This window comes from Actinomadura barringtoniae, assembly GCF_017573505.1.
GTDB lineage: Bacteria > Actinomycetota > Actinomycetes > Streptosporangiales > Streptosporangiaceae > Spirillospora > Spirillospora barringtoniae.
Map to the genome: position 1 here is coordinate 165,766 of NZ_JAGEOJ010000003.1, position 17,700 is coordinate 183,465.

15 protein-coding genes are annotated in these 17,700 nt (G+C 71.7%); 7 read left to right on the plus strand and 8 right to left on the minus strand.

Annotated elements, in window-relative coordinates:
* The first annotated feature begins 80 nt into the window (after window positions 1-80).
* Window positions 81-659, plus strand: coding sequence for a TetR/AcrR family transcriptional regulator (locus J4573_RS07745; protein ID WP_208254589.1), 579 nt, complete (start codon window positions 81-83; stop codon window positions 657-659).
* Window positions 656-2,206: an MFS transporter gene (locus J4573_RS07750; RefSeq protein WP_208254590.1), complete on the plus strand. Its 1,551-nt coding sequence runs from the start codon at window positions 656-658 to the stop codon at window positions 2,204-2,206. Before J4573_RS07745 ends, J4573_RS07750 begins: the two co-directional genes overlap by 4 nt.
* 12 nt (window positions 2,207-2,218) lie before the next feature.
* On the opposite strand, the gene J4573_RS07755 is transcribed toward J4573_RS07750, so the two are convergent.
* The 3 genes from J4573_RS07755 to J4573_RS07765 are packed head-to-tail and all read right to left on the minus strand — an operon-like array spanning window position 2,219 to window position 3,818.
* Entirely contained in the window at window positions 2,219-2,635 is a 417-nt protein-coding gene (locus tag J4573_RS07755) for an FAD synthase family protein (RefSeq protein WP_208254591.1), read from the minus strand.
* Entirely contained in the window at window positions 2,632-3,396 is a 765-nt protein-coding gene (locus J4573_RS07760) for a CDP-alcohol phosphatidyltransferase family protein (RefSeq protein WP_208254592.1), read from the minus strand. Before J4573_RS07760 ends, J4573_RS07755 begins: the two co-directional genes overlap by 4 nt.
* Window positions 3,393-3,818: an adenylyltransferase/cytidyltransferase family protein gene (locus tag J4573_RS07765; RefSeq protein WP_208254593.1), complete on the minus strand. Its 426-nt coding sequence runs from the start codon at window positions 3,816-3,818 to the stop codon at window positions 3,393-3,395. The genes J4573_RS07760 and J4573_RS07765 overlap by 4 nt, the downstream gene beginning before the upstream one ends.
* A gap of 243 nt (window positions 3,819-4,061) precedes the next feature.
* Here J4573_RS07765 and J4573_RS53735 point away from each other — a divergent pair, with 243 nt between their 5' ends.
* From J4573_RS53735 to J4573_RS07780, 3 genes are all read left to right on the plus strand, one after another.
* A complete protein-coding gene (locus J4573_RS53735) occupies window positions 4,062-4,928 on the plus strand; it encodes a class I SAM-dependent methyltransferase (protein ID WP_307796542.1) in 867 nt (288 codons plus the stop codon).
* Window positions 4,929-5,081: 153 nt separating this feature from the next.
* The gene (gene cysC, locus J4573_RS07775) at window positions 5,082-6,560 is read left to right on the plus strand and encodes an adenylyl-sulfate kinase (protein WP_208254594.1); all 1,479 of its coding nucleotides are present in this window, start codon (window positions 5,082-5,084) and stop codon (window positions 6,558-6,560) included.
* 101 nt (window positions 6,561-6,661) lie between these two features.
* Entirely contained in the window at window positions 6,662-7,645 is a 984-nt protein-coding gene (locus tag J4573_RS07780; protein WP_208254595.1) for a sulfite exporter TauE/SafE family protein, read from the plus strand.
* Window positions 7,646-7,715: 70 nt separating this feature from the next.
* On the opposite strand, the gene J4573_RS07785 is transcribed toward J4573_RS07780, so the two are convergent.
* From J4573_RS07785 to J4573_RS07795, 3 genes are read right to left on the minus strand one after another with little or no spacing between them, the layout of a single operon-like run.
* Entirely contained in the window at window positions 7,716-8,990 is a 1,275-nt protein-coding gene (locus J4573_RS07785; protein WP_208254596.1) for an MATE family efflux transporter, read from the minus strand.
* A gap of 20 nt (window positions 8,991-9,010) precedes the next feature.
* Window positions 9,011-10,492 (minus strand): hypothetical protein, encoded by a 1,482-nt coding sequence (locus J4573_RS07790; protein WP_208254597.1) that lies wholly within the window; start codon window positions 10,490-10,492, stop codon window positions 9,011-9,013.
* Window positions 10,489-11,586: a glycosyltransferase family 4 protein gene (locus J4573_RS07795; RefSeq protein ID WP_243772714.1), complete on the minus strand. Its 1,098-nt coding sequence runs from the start codon at window positions 11,584-11,586 to the stop codon at window positions 10,489-10,491. The genes J4573_RS07790 and J4573_RS07795 overlap by 4 nt, the downstream gene beginning before the upstream one ends.
* A gap of 227 nt (window positions 11,587-11,813) precedes the next feature.
* On the opposite strand from J4573_RS07795, the gene J4573_RS07800 reads away from it, so the two are divergent.
* On the plus strand, window positions 11,814-12,959 hold the full coding sequence (locus tag J4573_RS07800) for a DUF1972 domain-containing protein (protein WP_307796543.1): 1,146 nt from the start codon (window positions 11,814-11,816) through the stop codon (window positions 12,957-12,959).
* 14 nt (window positions 12,960-12,973) lie between these two features.
* Entirely contained in the window at window positions 12,974-13,945 is a 972-nt protein-coding gene (locus J4573_RS07805; protein WP_208254598.1) for a phosphotransferase, read from the plus strand.
* Here the strand turns inward: J4573_RS07805 and J4573_RS07810 are convergent.
* Window positions 13,942-15,573, minus strand: a complete 1,632-nt coding sequence (locus J4573_RS07810; RefSeq protein WP_208254599.1) for a WD40 repeat domain-containing protein — start codon at window positions 15,571-15,573, stop codon at window positions 13,942-13,944. The genes J4573_RS07805 and J4573_RS07810 overlap by 4 nt on opposite strands.
* Window positions 15,574-15,734: 161 nt before the next feature.
* Complete coding sequence (locus J4573_RS07815; RefSeq protein ID WP_208254600.1) at window positions 15,735-17,678, minus strand: PQQ-binding-like beta-propeller repeat protein; 1,944 nt, start codon at window positions 17,676-17,678, stop codon at window positions 15,735-15,737.
* Between the last annotated feature and the right edge of the window lie 22 nt (window positions 17,679-17,700).

Genomic DNA, 17,700 nt, shown 5'->3' on the forward strand with positions numbered 1-17,700 from the left:
CGTACGGCCAGCCGACCTCTGGAACGAATGTGTATAGTATGAGACGAAAATGTCTCATCCGGAACAGAGCTGTCGAGGCCATGTCGAACGAAGAGAAGATCGTCGCCGCCGCGATCAAGCACCTCAACGAGGAGCCGACCGCCTCCATGGCGCGCCTCGCCGAGGCCATCGGCACCAGCCGCGCCACCCTCCACCGCCACTTCGCCAGCCGCGAGGCGCTGATCCACACCCTGGGCGTCTGTTCCCTCGACAGGTGGGAGGCGTCCCAGAACGAGGCGGGCATGGCCGAGGCCGCCGCCTCCGGTGACCCCGAACGGATCGCCGCGACACTGCGCGCGATGATGCGCCTGTTCACCGCCGACGCCGACGAGTACGGCTTCGCGCTCACCGACCACTTCCTGGCGGCCATGCCGGACCTGGTCGCGCGTGCCGAGGAGCTCGAAGAGCGCGAGGTCGCCTTCTACGAGGCCGCGCAGCGCGCCGGGGTGCTCCGCGCCGACCTGCCCGTGCGCTGGATCAGCAACGCCGTCCTCGGCATCCTCATCGCCGCCCGCGACAGCCTCCGCCGCGGCGACATCGCCCGCCGAGACGTCCCCGACCTCGTCCTCACCACCCTCCTGCACGGCACGGATGGCGACTCGCAGGGAGAACGTCCATGACCGTTCTCGAGCACACGACCTCCTCCACCGTCCCCGCGCCGCACCCGCGGCGCTGGGCTGGCCTCGCCGTCCTGTCCGCCAGCCTGCTGCTGGTGGTCATGGACATGACCGTGCTGAACGTGGCACTGCCGGAGATCTCGGCGGACCTGCGCCCCGACTCGGTGAGCCTGCTGTGGATGGTCGACATCTACTCGCTGGTCGTCTCGGGCCTGCTGGTCACCGTGGCCAACCTGGGCGACCGGTGGGGCCGCAAGCGCATGCTCGTCACCGGGTTCAGCATCTTCGGGCTGGCCTCGCTGGCCGTCCTGGTCGCCGACAGCCCCGGGCAGGTGATCGCGATCCGCGCGGTCCTCGGCATCGGCGGCGCGATGATCATGCCGTCCACGCTGTCGATGATCCGCCAGCTGTTCACCGATCCGCGCGAGCGCGCCACCGCGCTCGGCATCTGGGCGACGATGGCCGCGCTCGGCGGCGCGCTCGGGCCGATTCTGGGCGGCGCGCTGCTGCAGGCCTTCTCCTGGCACTCGGCGTTCCTGGTGAACGTGCCGGTCATGGCCGTCGCCATCGTGGCCGCGCTGATCCTGCTGCCCGAGTCGCGCAGCCCGAGCCCGGGCCGCTGGGACGCGATCGGCACCGTGCTGTCGATGGTCGGGATGGTGGCCCTGGTCTACTCGATCAAACACTTCGGCAAGGACGGTCTCACCGCCACCGGCGCCCTGGTCTCGGGGGCCGTCGCGATCGTCGCGCTGGGCGCGTTCGTCCGCCGGTGCCTGCGCCGCCCCGACCCGATCCTGGAGATCCGGCTGTTCCGGCGGCCCGCGTTCAGCGCCGGGGTCATCTCCGCGCTGGCCGCCAGCATCGCCATGGTCGGAACGATGCTGCTGCTCAGCCAGTGGATGCAGCTCGTCCAGGGCTACTCGCCGCTCGGCACGGGCCTGCGCCTGCTGCCCGAGGCCGTGGGCGCCGTGATCGCCTCACCGCTGGCGCCCGCGCTGGCGAGCCGGATCGGCGCCCGTGCGGTGCTGGCCGGGGGCACGCTGGTGAGCGGGCTCGGCTTCCTTGTCCTCTTCCTATGGCCGACGCTGAACTACCCGGTCGTCGCCGGCGCGACCCTGCTGGTCGGGATCGGGCTGGGCTCGCTCGCCATCGCCTCGGCGGTGATCATGGCCGGGGCGCCGCCGGAGAAGTCCGGCAGCGCGGCGGCCATCGAGGAGACCTCGTACGAGCTGGGCGGCGCGCTGGGCGTGGCCGTCCTGGGCAGCGTCGCGGGCATGGTCTACCGGGGCGGGCTCACGACCGACGATCTGGCCGGGCAAGGGATCACCGGCTCATCCGCCGACGTCGCCCGCGAGTCGCTGGGCGGCGCGCTCGACATCGCGCGCGAGGCCGGAGCGTCCGGCGCCCGCGTCGCCGCCGAGGCGCAGGCCGCGTTCACCGACTCGCTGGTCTGGGCGAGCCTCGCCGGCGGCGCGCTGATGATCGTGACGGCCGTGGCGGTGTGGCTGATGACCCCGCGCGACCTGGACGTCTCGTCCGGCCACGACTGATCGGGCCGGTTGCTAGGAGGTGATGAGCCTTCGCAGGGCCGTGCTGGAGGTGTGGACGGTGTACGGGAAGTAGACGACCCGCGCGCCGACCGAGGCCATGGACGCCTCCAGCCGGTCGCCTTTCGGGGTGCCCTTCCAGTCGTCGCCCTTGAAGATCACGTCGAAGCCGAGCTTCTGCCACATCACCAGCTTGTCGCTGGACAGGTCGGTGACGACCTCGTCCACGCAGGCCATGCTGCCGACGACCGCCAGCCGTTCCTCCAGCGGCACGATCGGGGCGCGGCCCTTGGCCTGCTCCAGCACCTCGTCGGTGACCACCCCGGCGATCAGGTGGTCGCACTCGCGGCGGGCGCGCTTGAGGATGTTGAGGTGGCCGATGTGGAACATGTCGTACGCACCGGGCACGTAACCGACGATCCGCTGCGTCATGCGTTCACCCGCTGAGACCCTGACTGAGCCGGGGTCGCGTCCAGAGCGCCGACCTCGCGGAACCACTTCACGGAGGCGGCCAGCAGGAAGAGCAGGTTGCCCGCGAAGAAGAGCGCGTACAGCGGCAGGAACACGTCCTTGAAGCCGAACAGCAGGAACGCCACGCACAGGAACCCGTAGTCGGTCGGGATCACCAGCAGCGCGCGCAGCGTCGAGGGCGCCTCGGGCGGCGGGGCCGGGACCCCGGCGGCGGCCCGGTGGGCCCGCGCGAGCAGGTCCTTGAGGATCATCCCGAAGAACAGCACCGCCGCCACGACCGTGAACGCGACCGGCAGCAGCAGGTAGGCCGCGTGGTCGAGGTCGAAGAACCGGTAGAACGAGATCGCGACCGCCGAGTGCAGCGCGGAGACCTTGAGCGCGTCGACCATGTGGTCCAGGTACTCGCCGGACTTGGAGCCGCCGCCGCGCAGCCGGGCCAGCTGGCCGTCGGCGGCGTCGAAGGCGTACCCGATCACCAGGGCCAGGCAGACCACCAGGCCCAGCCAGGGCGCGGGGCTGACCAGGGCGATCAGCGCGATGCCCGCGAACGTGAAGCAGGCGCTGATGCCGGTGACCTGGTTGGGGGTGAGGCCGACCACGTACGACGCGGCGGCCAGCACGCGCCCCAGCTTGCGGTTGACGAACCGCGAGTAGGCGGGCGCGCCCTTGGCGCTCTTCTGTGCCGAACCGAGCCTGGTCAGCGCATCGCTGAACGTGCTCACGCGACCGAACTCCTCCGCGACGTGCCGGCGAGGGCGGAACGCAGCACCGGGCTGCGGGTCTCGATGAGGCCCTCGAACGCGACGACGCGCACGCCCGTGCCCTCAAGATCGCGGGCGGCCTCGTCGCCGGTGGTGAGGAGGGTGGGGAAGACGACGTCGAAGCCGAGCACGGCCCAGTCGGCGCGCAGGTCCACCGCGGTCACCTCGACCACGTCGGCCACCTGCCGGACGCTGCCGACGATCTCCATGCGCTCGATCAGCGGTACGATCGGCCGCGCGCCGTTCAGTTCCTCGGCCAGCTCGTCGGTCAGCACGCCGACGACCAGCCGGTCGCAGGCCCGCGCCGCGCGCGTGAGCGCGTCGAGATGCCCGACATGGAACAGGTCGAACACCCCGGGCGAATAGCCGACCACTCCGTGCACGCGCCCCCCTAGACCGTGATGCACTGAATGCCGGAAACCGGCGAATCAGGCGTACGTTACCAGCTCTTAACTGGCCACAAGTAACAAAAGTGAACAGTTGGGAGACGCCCGAACACGCCGCGGGGTTCACCTCCGCGAGCGAATCGGTGAGCGGATCGGCAAGCGAATTCGCACTGACACGCGCCATACCAAGAATGGGCAAATAGCGGACAGAGCGCAGTCGGTTGATTACTCTGCGAGATTGTGACCGATCTGCGTACGCCGCCGGTCAACGACGGCGATCTGTTCTCAGAACGCGCCCGGCAGTACTCCCATGACCGGCCGCTCCGCCCGATCCAGATCCTGGAGGCGGGCTGCGGCTGGGGCTGGGGCCTGGACCTCCGCGACCGCGAGCGTGAGGTCACCGGGGTCGACACCGACACCCCTGCCCTGCGCGCCCACACCCGCGAACGCGAAGACCTGGACTCCTGGCACCTGGGCGACCTGCGGACCGTTCCGATGCCGCCGCGCGCCTACGACGTCGTGCACGCGCCCTACCTGATCGAGCGCGTGCAGAACGCCGAGCTGGTCCTGGACCGGTTCGTGGCCGCGCTCAAGCCGGGCGGGCTGCTGCTGGTACGGCTGCGGGACCGCAACACCGCGTTCGGCTTCCTGGACCGGACGCTGCCCGCCTGGCTGCGCGGGCCCGTCTGGAACCGGCTGGCCGCCCGCGAGCAGGCCGGGGCCGGCCCGATCGCGCCCGGCTCGCCCGCGGCCTCCGCGGGGCCTGACGCTCCCGCCCCCGAGGTGCCCGCCTACGTCGCCGAGGCAACGGCCCGCTTCGCTGAGGCCACCGCCCGCATCGCCGAGGCCTCGGCGCCGCCCCCCGCCATCTACGAGAAGGTGGCGTCCCGGGCGGGCATGCAGTGGTACTGCGTGATGCGCGGCCTGGTGATAGCCGAGGAGTACGCCTCACGTGACTGTCTGAAGGCGTTCGCGACCGGTTCCGGTCTCGCGGGGGCCCTCTGCAGGCTGGTCGCCACGGTCAGCCGGGGCCGTCTCACGGCCGACCACAGCGAGGTGACGCTGGTCATCCGCAAGCCGGAGAACCGTTTCGCCCGGGTGATCTGAGCGGAGCGCGGCCCGGGGCGCGAGGTGCGAGTACTCACTCGGCGCAGTATTTTTCCTCCGAATCCCCCTACGGGGGTCCGGGGGTCGCCCCCCGGGGAGACACAGCACCATGGAATCAGCCCGGTTCACGACCGGACTGGATCGGAGACCGCGGTGACCGCCGAAGCCGGCCTTCCCGACACGCTGCGCGACCTGCCCACCTGGACCCCGGGCCCGGTCGAGCTCGCCGACCTCGAATTGCTGCTGGCGGGCGTCTATCGCCCGCTCACCGGGTTCCTCGGCTCGTTCGACACGGCCATGGTCATCGCGGGCGGCCGGCTGGCGGACGGCACGCCGTGGCCCGTCCCGGTCACGCTGGCCGTGCCGAAGGAGCTCACGGTCCACGAGCGGATCGTGCTCCAGGACCCCGAGGGAGTGCCGCTCGCGGTCATGCGGGTCACCGAGGCCTGGCAGGACCCGACCGCGCAGGACTGGCGCCTGGCCGGACCGCTGGAGGCCCTGCGCGCGCCCGCGCACGGACCGTTCCACAGCCTGCGCCGCCGTCCCGACGAGGTCGAGACGGGCGAGGGCCCGGTGCTGGCGGTCGCGACGCGCGAGCCGCTGCACCGCAAGCAGCTCGGCCAGCTGCGGCAGGTCGCCGAGCGCCTGGACGCGCGGGTGCTCGCGCTCCCGATGCTGAGCGGAGTGCACGACGAGTCGCTGGTACGGGCGCTGCTCGCGGTGCGCAAGGAGCTGCCCGAGGGCACGCAGATCATCCCGGTGCCGCTGCCGCCGCACGACACCGAGACCGACGCCGATCGCGAGCTGAAGCTGCGCGCGCACGTGGCCGCCGCGTACGGCGCCACCCACCTGCTGGCGGACGCCGAGGCGGAGGGCACCGCGATCCCGGTGGTCGCGCCGGAGCCGTGGGGGTACGACGCCGACGTCGAGGTCTGGCGGCCGGTCGCGCGGATCGAGCCCGACCACGTCCAGGCCGAGCTCACCCAGGACCAGCTGAACGACCTGCTCGACCGCGGCGAGCCCGTGCCGGACTGGTTCACCCCGCCGGCGGTGGCCGCCGAGCTCGCGATCGCCCGGCCGCCCAAGCACGAGCGCGGCCTCACGGTCTTCTTCACCGGCCTGTCGGGCTCGGGCAAGTCGACGGTGGCGCGCGGGCTCGCCGACGCGCTGGTCGAACGCGGCGGGCGGCACGTCAGCCTCCTGGACGGCGACGTGGTGCGGCGGCTGCTGTCGGCCGGGCTGACCTTCTCCAAGTCCGACCGCGACCTCAACATCCGCCGGATCGGCTTCGTCGCCGCCGAGGTGACGCGGCACGGCGGGCTGGCGATCTGCGCTCCGATCGCGCCGTACGCCGGCACCCGGGCCGAGGTGCGCGCGATGGTCGCGGCCGTCGGCGACTTCGTCCTGGTGCACGTCGCGACGCCGCTGGAGGAGTGCGAGCGCCGCGACCGCAAGGGCCTGTACGCGAAGGCACGCGCAGGGCTGATCCCCGAGTTCACCGGGATCTCCGACCCCTACGAGGAGCCGGTGGACGCCGACCTGCGGCTGGACACCTCCCAGACGACGCCCGAGGAGGCCGTCACCCAGGTCATCGACCTGCTGGTCGAGGGCGGCTGGGTCCGCCGGGACTGATCGACCTGCCCGACCGGGCGCACCGACCGGGGTTTCGGACATCAGGGGCCACACCGTACTGTGGTACTCGATTTTTCCTATATACCAGGTAGGTCATGGCGATGGACTTCGATTGGACGATGGCGGGCGGGTCGTTCCTGGTGGCCATCATCGTCGGTCTGACGGGCATGGGCGGCGGCGCGCTCATGACGCCGATGCTGGTGACGTTCTTCGGCGTGAGCCCGCTGGCGGCGGTGTCCAGCGACCTGGTCGCGGCGGCGGTCATGAAGCCGGTCGGCAGCGCCGTCCACTACCGCCAGGGCACGATCAACATGCGGCTGGTCGGCTGGCTCTGCCTCGGCTCGGTGCCCGCCGCGTTCTCCGGCGTGCTGGTCGCCCGCGCGCTCGGCACCGGCGAGGACGTCCAGGACATCATCCAGAAGGCCATGGGCGTCGCGCTGCTGATCGCGGCCGGCGGCCTGGTCATCCGCGGCTACCTGGCCCTGGTCGACCGCGCCGCCCGCCGTACCGGCGACGCGCGGCGCACCGCCGTCCCCGGTTCGCCCGCCGCCACCGGGACGCCCGAGATCACCATCCGCCCGGTCCGCACGGTCGTCATCGGCGCGGTCGGCGGGCTGGTCGTCGGCATCACCTCGGTCGGCTCCGGCTCGCTCATCATCGTGGCGCTGCTGGCGCTCTACCCGACGCTGAAGGCCAACCAGCTCGTCGGCACCGACCTGCTCCAGGCCGTGCCGCTGGTCTTCGCAGCCGCGCTCGGCCACATCCTGTTCGGCGACTTCCAGATGGAGGTCACCGCGGCGCTGCTGGTCGGCTCGGTCCCGGGCGTCTACATCGGCTCCAAGATCTCCTCGCGGGCCCCCGGCGGCCTGATCCGGCGCGTGCTCGGCTTCGTCCTGGTCGCGTCCGCCCTCAAGATGTTCGGCGTCCCGGCCGTGCCGCTCGCCTGGACCCTCGTGGGCCTGGTCGTGGGCGCCGCGCTGGCCTGGATGCTGGTCCGCAAGGTGCACGGCCTGCCCGCCCTCCCGTTCAACGGAGACCCCGACCCCGACCCCGCCGCCCGCGAACGCGAACCCGAGCACGCCTGACACTCGCCGATCTTGCTCTCAGCGCCCTTTCGGAGGGTACGGAAGGGCGCTGAGAGCAAGATCGGCGCGGTTATACAGTGGCGGGCTGGGGCTCAGTGGTGGGCGGGCGTACGAAGCCGGGAGGCGGGTCCTCGCGGCGCAGCATGCGCCACAGCATCGCCGCCGACACCAGGCCGCCGATGCCCAGGCAGTACGGAGCGAGGGACGCGTGGTCGGGGTCCACCAGCAGCAGGATCGCCAGGACCGACAGGCCGACCAGGCTCTCGACGCTGCGGATCGTGAAGACCGCGCGGGAGCGCTTGCGGGCGGTGGCGAGGCTCACCAGGGGCAGCGTGCAGGCGAAGCAGACCGCGTAGATCCCCCAGCCGAACAGCGCGAGCCGGTCCACCTCGAACTTGCCGCCGGTGACGATCGGCTCCAGAACGCCGACCAGCACGATGCCGCCGAGGCTGAGGACCAGCGCGACCGCCGACATCAGGGCGCACGCCCACACGGCCTGCCGGGCCCGCATGGGCCGCCCGTCGCGTTCGGCCTTGGCGAAGTTGCCCAGCAGAAACCAGCCCGTCCCGTTGACGAACGTGAGGGCGGGCGCGAGCAGGAGCCGGGCGGCCTCGACGCCGACCAGCGCGCCGGTGGACGCGAGCGTGGCGATCAGGATCCGGGTGACCAGCAGCGCGCCGGGCCGGATGCCCGCCTGAACGGACCGCCACCACGAGAACTCCGCGATCTCCCGGATCGCGGTGCCGCGCAGCGGTGCCCGCCGGTACTCCTTGCCGGGCAACTGCAGCCGGGCCAGGACCATCGAGGCGAGGCATCCGAGGCCCATGCAGGCCAGGACCAGCTCGACCGACGAGCCGATGCCGATCGCGACCGCGATGCCCATGGTCAGCAGCGTGGTGACCAGGTAGCAGCAGTCGTTGATGGCCAGGCGCCAGAACTGCATCCGCGCCGTGAAGATCCGGCGGCCGGTCTCGTTCAGCAGCCACAGCGCGACCAGGAGGGCGTAGAGGAGCGTCCCGAGCGGGCCGGTGAGGCCCATCGACACCGAGACGATGACGCCCGCCACCGCGCCCGCCAGGGCCGTGCCCGCGATCGTGAGGATCAGGGCGCCGCGGATGCGCGGCGCGAACCGGTCATAGACCGTGAGGGGGTCGCCGACCCAGCCGGACTGGACCGCGGTGATCATGACGATCGCCGCGAAGAAGAGCGCGTACGCGCCGTAGCCGTTGGTCCCGAGGGACCGCGCGGCGAGGGTCTGGATCAGCAGGCTGCCACCGGAGGTGACCAGCTGGACCGTCATCGCACCGCCGACGGAGGCCAGCGCCTTCGCCAGCTTGCTCCGCACCCCGCCTGATGCGCCGGGGTTCACCTGTCCAGGTCGTAGTGCATCAGGCTGGAGTCGCCTTTTCCCTCGTCCCCGCCCTCGTCCTTCCGGTCCACGTCCTTGGCCTTGCTGGACGAGCCGCTGCCGCCGGCGCCACCAGAGCCACCGCTGCCAGAGCCGCCGCTGCCGTTACCGGTGGAGGTGGCGCCGCCGGTGCCGTTCCTGCGGGACGACCTGTCCTCCTGGGTGCTGGTCGGGTCGCCCCCGCCCTTCTCGGGCGCCCACAGCTCGACGGGGATCTCGGTCGGCCGGGTCGGGTCGTCCTGACCGTCCACGTTGAGGAGCGAGGAGGTGCCGTTGCTCTTCCCGTTGTTCTTGTTGCCGCTCCGCTTGCCGCGGCCGGAGTCGCGGCCGGACTCCTTCTCCAGGGCCGGGGACGCGAGCGGACCGTGGACCTCTTCGGGGGTCCAGACGCGTCCTGCGCGTTCCACCGCCCGCTCCACGGCCGGGTCGACGGCGGAGGCGCCGTCGCGGCCACGGCGGCCGGTGCGGTGGGAGCGTTCGGCCGCCCAGTCAGCGGCGCGGTCGGCGACCCAGTCGGCGACGGGTTCGCTGACCGGAGCGGCGCGTTCGGCCGACGGCCCCGCGATCGCCGGGGTGCCGGCCGCCGGATCAGGGCCCGGGCCGGGCGGCGGGCCCGCCGGGATCTCCGGGACGGCGACCACCGGACGGGGACGGTTGCGACCGGAGGCGCGCAGGAACGAGACGATGCAGGCGATGATCACGCCGAGCGCCAGCCCGATGACCGCGTTCTGCGGCAGCTTGCTGCCCGCCGAGGACGCCGCGTCGGCGGTGTCGACGAACTGGACGCCGTCGTTGGCGTTGGCCTTGGCCGACAGCACCCCGCTCTCCTGCGACTGGAGCTTGGCGAGGTTGCTGGACATCAGGCGATAGCTGGAGGTGCCGCGGGTGGTGACCTCGAGATCGTCGGTGATCTTCTTCTGCGCGTCCTGCAGGCTCTTCAGCTGCTTGTCGAGCTTGTCGACCGCGGTGGAGACCGTGACGTCCTGGTAGGCCTGCACGACCGCGTTGGCGATGCCCGCCGCCTCGCCCATGCTGCCCGCGCTCGCGGTCACGATGACCACGCCTCCGTCGGGCTTGCTGGAGGTCTGCACGCGGGCGCGCAGCTGGGCCGCCGTCAGGCTAGGCCCGTGCTTGCTCTTGACGATCTCGGCGGCCCGCGCCAGCACCGGCGCCGAGCCCGCGAACGCGGCCCGCTGCGCGGTGTAGGTCGCGTAGCCCTGACCCGACACCACGCCCATGCGCAGCACGTTGTTGTTGTTCGTCGGGTCGGTGACCGCGAACCGCGCGGTGGCGTTGACGCTGCTGAACAGGATCTGGGTCGCGGCGACCGAGGCCAGGACCGAGGCCAGCACGATGATGAACGACATCAGCCGGTAGCGCCAGACGGCCTCGATGAGGCTGATCTCCGGTGTGGCCGGGACAGGGTTCTGTGCTGTCATCGCGTGCTCTGCGTCCTTGCGGCGGGGGCGTTGTCGTTGTCGGGGGCGGGGGGATGGATGAGCCTGCGGACTGCTTCGCGCAGTTCGCCATGGTAACGGTCGCGGCCGAATCGTTCGGCCGCGTCCGCCTGGGCCCGCTTGGCCATGGCCAGCGCGCCGTCCCAGTCGTCCAGCAGGCGGGCGACGCCGTCCGCCAGGGCCGCCGGATCGTCCGGCGCGACCAGCACGCCGTTCTCACCGTCTGTGACGACCTCGTTCAGTCCCTGGACCGCGGCGGCGACCACCGGCCGTCCGGCCAGCATCGCTTCCACCGCGACGTTACCCAACGACTCCATCCGAGAGGGCACGATCGCCAGGTCCGCTGCGGACAGTGACGCTCCGACACTGGATCGGAACCCGGCGAACTCGACCCGCTCGCCGTTCGCGAGGCGCCGCAGCTCCTCCTCGAACGGTTCGTTGCCGGGGTAGACGGCACCGACCAGGGTCAGCGTCGCGTCGTACCCGCGCTCGCGCAGCAGCCCGGCGGCCTTCACCGCGATGTCGGACCCCTTGACCTGCGACAGCCGCCCGACCAGCACGATGCGGGCCGGGGGCGTCAGCACGGAGCGGGGCTCGGTGATGTCGTCGGGCGCCGCGACGCCGTTGTAGACGACCTGGCCGCGCTCCCCCACCGGCCCGAGGGCGGCGGCGCTGGCGCGGCTGTTGGCGATGATCGCCCGGGCCAGCCGGAGCGGCGCGGTGAGCGCGGTGTGCACCGGTCCGCGCACCCGGTCCTCGGCCTCGTGAACGTGGACGACCGACGGAACCCGCGCGATCCGGGCCGCCGCCAGCCAGATCGGAATGGTGATCGTGTTGACGTAGACCGCCGAGGCGCCGCGCAGCAGCCGAAGTGCGGAAGGCATCGCGCGCAGGGCGCTGAACGCCAATTTGATCATGCCCGTCGGGGACATATAGGCCTTGCGCAGCACCGGAACAGAAAGAATGCGCACTTCTGCACCGATTTCACGGAGAACCGGGACCAGTGGCCCATCCGCCGGTAGGGTCACGACGACCCGATGATCGAGGCTCAGGGCACGGACGGACTCGATGAACATCCGGTCCGAGCCGTACAGATCCGGTGACGGGTGCGCCAGCACCACAAAAGATCCCTGGTCGCGTCTGCCCACGTTCGCCCCCTCCTGGCATGCAGGCCCCCCTGATTACCAGTGTCCCGTAACCCTCAGATTAACTCTCCTTTACCGTAGGGACGTACAGCACCCGTTCGCCTTACCCTTGGCGGACTGACAAAACATGGTGCGTAAGTGAAGTGGGAGGCCGGTAGGTGCGCATCGCCATGGTGGGGACCCGCGGGGTTCCTGCGAGGTACGGCGGGTTCGAGACCGCGGTGGAAGAGGTCGGCCGCAGATTGGCCGAGGCCGGACACGAGGTCGTCGTCTACTGCCGCGGCGAGCGCCACCCCGAACCCGAGTACCTCGGGATGAAGCTGGTCCACCTCCCCGCTGTGGAGAAGAAGGTGGCCGAAACCCTCAGCCACACGGGCTTCTCGGTCATGCACGCCATCGGCCGCAAGATCGTCCGCAAGGGGCCGGACGTCGCGCTGGTGTTCAACGCGGCCAACGCGCCGCTGCTCCCGTTCCTGCGCGCGATGCGCATCCCGGTCGCCACCCACGTGGACGGCCTGGAGTGGAAGCGCACCAAGTGGAGCGGCACCGGCCAGCGCTACTACCGCACCGCCGAGAGCCTGGCGGTCCGCTGGTCGGACGCCCTGATCGCCGACGCGCGCGGGATCCAGGACTACTACGTCGAGCGGTTCGACGCCGACTCGGTCCTGATCGCCTACGGCGCGCCGATCCTGCAGTCGATCAACACCGGCAAGCTGGCCGAGGCGGGCTTCAGGCCCGGCGAGTACCACCTGGTCGTGGCCCGGTTCGAGCCCGAGAACCACGTGCACGTGGCCGTCGAGGGCTACCGCAAGAGCACCGCGACCAAGCCGCTCGTGGTGGTCGGCTCGGCCCCGTACGCCGACGAGTACACCGCCAAGCTGCGCGAGCTGGCCGGGGACGACCCGCGGATCAACTTCCTCGGCGGCGTCTGGGACCAGGAGCTGCTGGACGCCCTCTACGCGGGCGCCCTCACCTACGTCCACGGTCACTCGGTCGGCGGCACCAACCCGTCGCTGCTGCGGGCGATGGGCGCCGGGGCCTCGGTCCTGGCCTTCGACGTCAACTTCAACCGCGAGGTCCTGGGCGAGGAGGCGGGCCGGTTCTTCCCGGACGCGCCGGTGCTCGCCCGCGAGATCGAGGCCGCCGAGGCCGAGCCGGGCGCGGCGGCCGACCGCGGCGCCGCGGCGCGCAAGCGGGCGTCCGAGCGCTACGTCTGGGACGACGTCGCCACGGCCTACGAGCGGCTCTGCGCCGACCTGGCCGCGCGCCGGCTGACCCGCAGGACGGTACGCAGGAAGCGGTGAGCTGAGCCCGGGTCATGGCAGCCTCCGACCGCCCCACAGCGACCGGAGGCGAGCACGGACCCGGCTCGGACATTTCCGTAACGACCGACTTCATCCGCCCGCGCGCCGGGCACGGCAACGTCCTGGTCCCGACCGGCTCGCGCCGCGCGGCCATGGCGGGGATCTCGCTGCTGACCCGTTCGCGCCCCGCGGCGCTGGCCGCGCAGTGGCTGCTGTACGGGGCGGTCGCGGCGGCCGGGCCCCGGATCATCCCCGGCCCGCGCACGCCCTGGAGCCCGCCCGGCGAGCCCGATCGATGGCGCGAGCTCGCCGCCCGGCTGGACCCGTTCGACGAGATGGCCGTGTACGAGCGCCCGCAGGCCTCGCGGGAGGGCGTCGCGGCCGTCCTGCTGCGTTCCGGCCGCCCGGTCGGCTTCCTCAAGCTGCGCGCGGACAAGGGCGAGCTCGACCGCGAGGCGCGCGCCCTGGAGGCGTTCCCGGGAGCCATGGAGGCGTTCCCGGGCGGCGCGTCACCGGCGTTCCGCGTGCCCCGGCTGCTCGACCGCGACACGACCGCGGGCTGGCACTGGATGGTCATCGAGGCGATGCCGCCGCGCCCCGCCCGGCCGGCCCCCCGCCCGGACGTGGACGCGGTCGTGGACGGCGTCCAGTCGTGCCTGGCGCCCGTTCTCCCGCGTCCGGAAGGCACGCCCGCGCATTGGCTGCCCATGCACGGCGACCTCACGCCCTGGAACCTGCGCAAATGCGGTCCCGGCCTGCCGTGGCTGATCGACTGGGAGGACGCGTCCTGGGCTCCGCCGGGCGCCGACCACGTCTATCTCGCTGCCACCCGTACCGCCGTGTTCGGCACGGGCCCGGACACGACACGACCCGCCGAGGCCATAGATTTCTGGCTCCGGCGGGTCGCTTGTCGGTGCGACTCCGACGATGACTCCGCGCTCAAGGGCCGCCTGACGGCCGCCCTGAAGGCGATGCGCGGCTGCTAGTTGGAGACCGAGTTCGACGCGGCGCTGGTGATCGCGTTGCCGAACGGGTCCTTCACCCGGATCTTGTAGGTGTGCGCGCCCTTCGGCGCGCTGGAGTCGGTGAACGTGAGGCTCGGCTTGGTCCAGAAGTTGGACGCCGAGCTCACCGTGCCGATGGCGGTCGTGCCGCCGTCGCGCAGCACCTCGTAGGTGAGGTTGGCGTTGTCCATGTCCCAGGTGGCCTTCCAGGACACCTTGATCTTGGTGGACAGGAACTGCTTGCTCGCCGTCGGCGCGGCCAGGTCGGCGGCGACCGGGCCGGACTTGTTGGGCGCGGCCGACTTCACCGCGAAGCGGACCAGCCCGGCCTGGGCCTTGCCGTTCACCCGCGGGAACTCCCCGCCCATCGCGACGTAGTCACCGTTGCCCGTGACCGCCCAGGCGGCCTGGTACTGCTTGGTGAACGAGCCGATGGCCAGCGTCGGGAAGTAGTGCAGCAGGCTCGGCACGGGCTGCTTGCTGTAGTTGCTGTTGGAGCCCGGGGCGCCCTTGTCGGTGCCGGTGGCCGCGGTCGTCTCGGCCAGCGCCCGGTGCCAGGTGGTGGGGCTGGTCTCGGTGAACGCGCCGAGCGAGGTGCAGTCGTGGGCGTGCGAGACGCTGTAGACCGTCTGGCCGCTGGCGTAGATGCCGTACGTGGCGCCGTAGCAGTTGTCCAGCCAGGTCAGCGTGCCGTCGGAGGCGTCGGCGGCGAACCGGCCGTCGAACCAGTGGCCGCCCTCGCCGTCGGCCGCGCCGAAGACGGTGTTGCCCTGCACGTTGAGGTCGGTGACGTAGGAGAAGCTGCTGCCCGACTTGGTCGGGATGGGGCGGCTGCTCCACGGGGCCGTCGCGCCGGTGGAGGCGTCGACCGCGCCGATGCCGACCTTGGGCGCGCCGTTCATGTTCTGGAACTTGCCGCCGACGATCACCCGCTGGTTGCCGGGGGCGAGCGCGAGCGCGAACACCTCGTCGTCATCGGCGGTCGGCCGCCAGGTGTCGATGTTGGTGCCGTCGGAGGCCTTCACCGCCGCCAGCCGCGTCCGCGACTTGCCGTTGACGTTGAAGAAGTTGCCGCCGAAGTAGACCGTCGAGTTGGTCGCCGCGATGCCGCGCACCCGGTTGGAGATCGTCGGCTTGAAGCCGGTGATCAAGGCGCCGGTGGTGGTGTCGAACGCCGCGAGCCGCGTCTGCGGCAGGCCGTCGACCGTGGTGAAGTCGCCGCCGACGTACACGCGCGAGCCGTCCGGCGAGGCCACGACCCGCAGGCCCTGGCCGTTCAGCGCGTGGTCGAACGAGGTGATCAGGGCGCCGGTCGTCAGGTTGAACGCGAGCAGGTTCTGCCGCGTCACCTCGCCCGCGCCGCCCTCGGCGACGCCCGCCGGGCGCGCCTTGGTGAAGCTGCCGGTCGCGTAGACCGTGTCGCCGACCGTCGCCATGCTCCACACGACGCCGTTGACCTGCGCCGTCGGCAGCGGATCGGCCGAGACGGTCGCGGGCGTGCCCGCGGGCGGCGCCGTGTCGGCGGCCACCGGTGCGGCGGCCGCCGCGACGAGCATGAACGATGCGGCGGCCGCCAGGGCCGCCCGGCGATGACGCTGAAGAACTCTCAAGAGTCGGTACCCCTGCCCGAAGTCCCCCTGTGACCCCATCGGCCACTCTGGTCAAGAGATGGTAATGGGAGGGGAAAGTCGGACCTGAACCGACCGGGGTTGAATTATCGAATCGTGACCTTTATCGGCCCTGGTCAGCGGATGATCTAGCCCTGTCAGGACTAGCGGGGCTGGACCGCGTAGACGCCGTCCACCGAGATCGTCGCCGGGGCCGCGGAGGTGCGGCCCAGGTAGGCGCGGACGCCCAGACCGCCGGCGGCCTGCAGGCCCGGGGTCGTGTCGGTGCCGCTCAGCTGCCAGGCGGCGGGCTCGGCCTTGCCGTCCGCCCACACCTTGGCCCGCAGGGTCGTCGGCGAGGAGCCGGTGACCTGGAGCTTCAGGCGCAGTCCCTGGCCGGGCTTGTAGGTCAGGCCCTTGACCGCCTGCTCCTTGACCACGACGGACTCGACGTTCTTGTTGTCGCTGCGGCTGAGCTGCAGGTAGACCTGGTTGCCCGCCAGCCGGACGCGGGCCCGGTAGTCACCGGCGCCGCGCACGTTGCGGCCGACGCCCCAGACGGCGATCCCGCTGCCGCTGCCGGCCTTGTCGGTGGACAGCTTGAACGTGAGCTCGGTGTTCTGGGACTTCACGCCGGTCAGGTAGGCGCCCGCGTTGTAGCCCTTCTTGGCGAGCTTGACCTTGCCCGCGCCGCCGCTCACCGAGGTCGCGCCCTTGGCTCCGGCGTCGGTCCATGCACCGCCGGTGGTGGCGCTGCCGAACCCGCTCTTCACCGAGCGGCCGAACGTGTCGGACGCGACGACCACGGGCTTCGGCGGCGGCGGGAAACCGAACCGGGTGAGGCCGGTCTGCTTCTTGCCGTTCACGCTCGGGAACTCGCCGCCGAGCGCGACGTACTTGGCGTTGCCGGTGACCGCCCAGGCGGCCTGGTACTGCTTGGTGAACGAGCCCACGCCGAGCTTGGGCTCCCAGGGCAGCAGGCTCGGGACCGGCTGGCCGTGGTAGTTGCTGTTGCTGCCGGGCAGCGCGTGGTCGGTGCCGGTCGCGTTCGCGGTCTCGGCCAGCGCGCGGTGCCAGGTGGTCGGCACGGTCTCGCCGAACGCGCCGAGCGAGGAGCAGTCGTGGGCGTGCGACACGCTGTAGACCGACTGGCCCTGCGGGAAGATCCCGTAGGTGGCGCCGTAGCAGTTGTCGAGCCAGACCAGGTCGCCGTTCTCGGCCTTGGCGGCGAAGCGCCCGTCGTACCAGTGGTAGCCCTCGCCGTCGGCGGCGCCGAACACCGTGTCGCCCTGGACGCGCAGGTCGGTCACGTAGGACATGGCCGACTTGGGGTCCAGCCGGGTCGGGACCGGACGGCTGGTCCAGGCGGCCATCGCGGCCGAGGTCGCGTCGACCGCGCCGACGCCGACCTTGTTCTCGCCGTTCAGGTGCTGGAACTTGCCACCGATGATCACGCGCTTGTCGCCGGGGGCGACCGCCAGCGCCATGACCTCGTCGTCGACGGTCGGCTTCCAGGCGTCCAGGTTGGCGCCGTTGGAGGCCTTCACGGCCGCCAGGCGCGTCCGGGACTTGCCGTTGACGTTGAAGAAGTTGCCGCCGAAGTAGACGGTCGAGTCGGTGGCGGCGATGCCGCTGACCCGCGCCGACGCCTGCGGGGCGAAGCCGTCGACGAGCTTGCCGGTCGCGGTGTCGAACGCCGCGATGCGCTTGTGCTCCTTGCCGTCCACCGCGGTGAAGTCGCCGCCGACGTAGACGCGCTTGCCGTCGGGCGAGGCGACGATGCGGCGGCCCTGCGCGTTCAGCGTGTGGTTGAACGAGGTGATCAGGTTGCCGGTGGTGATGTCGAACGCCAGGACGTTGCCCCGGGCGACCTCCTTGGCGTCGCCGGGCGAGGTGCCCGGCGGGCGCGCCTTGGTGAAGCTGCCCGTCGCGTAGACCGTGTTGCCGACCGTCGCCATGCTCCACACGACCCCGTCGACCTGCCAGGTCGGCAGCGCCTCGGTGGTCACGGTCGCGGCGGTCTCGGCGCCCGTTCTGGTCGCCGGCACCGCGGTGCCGTCGAAGAAGCTCGGCACCACGGCCGCACCGACGAGTACGCCGGAGCTCACGGCCGCTACGGCGGCCCAGCCC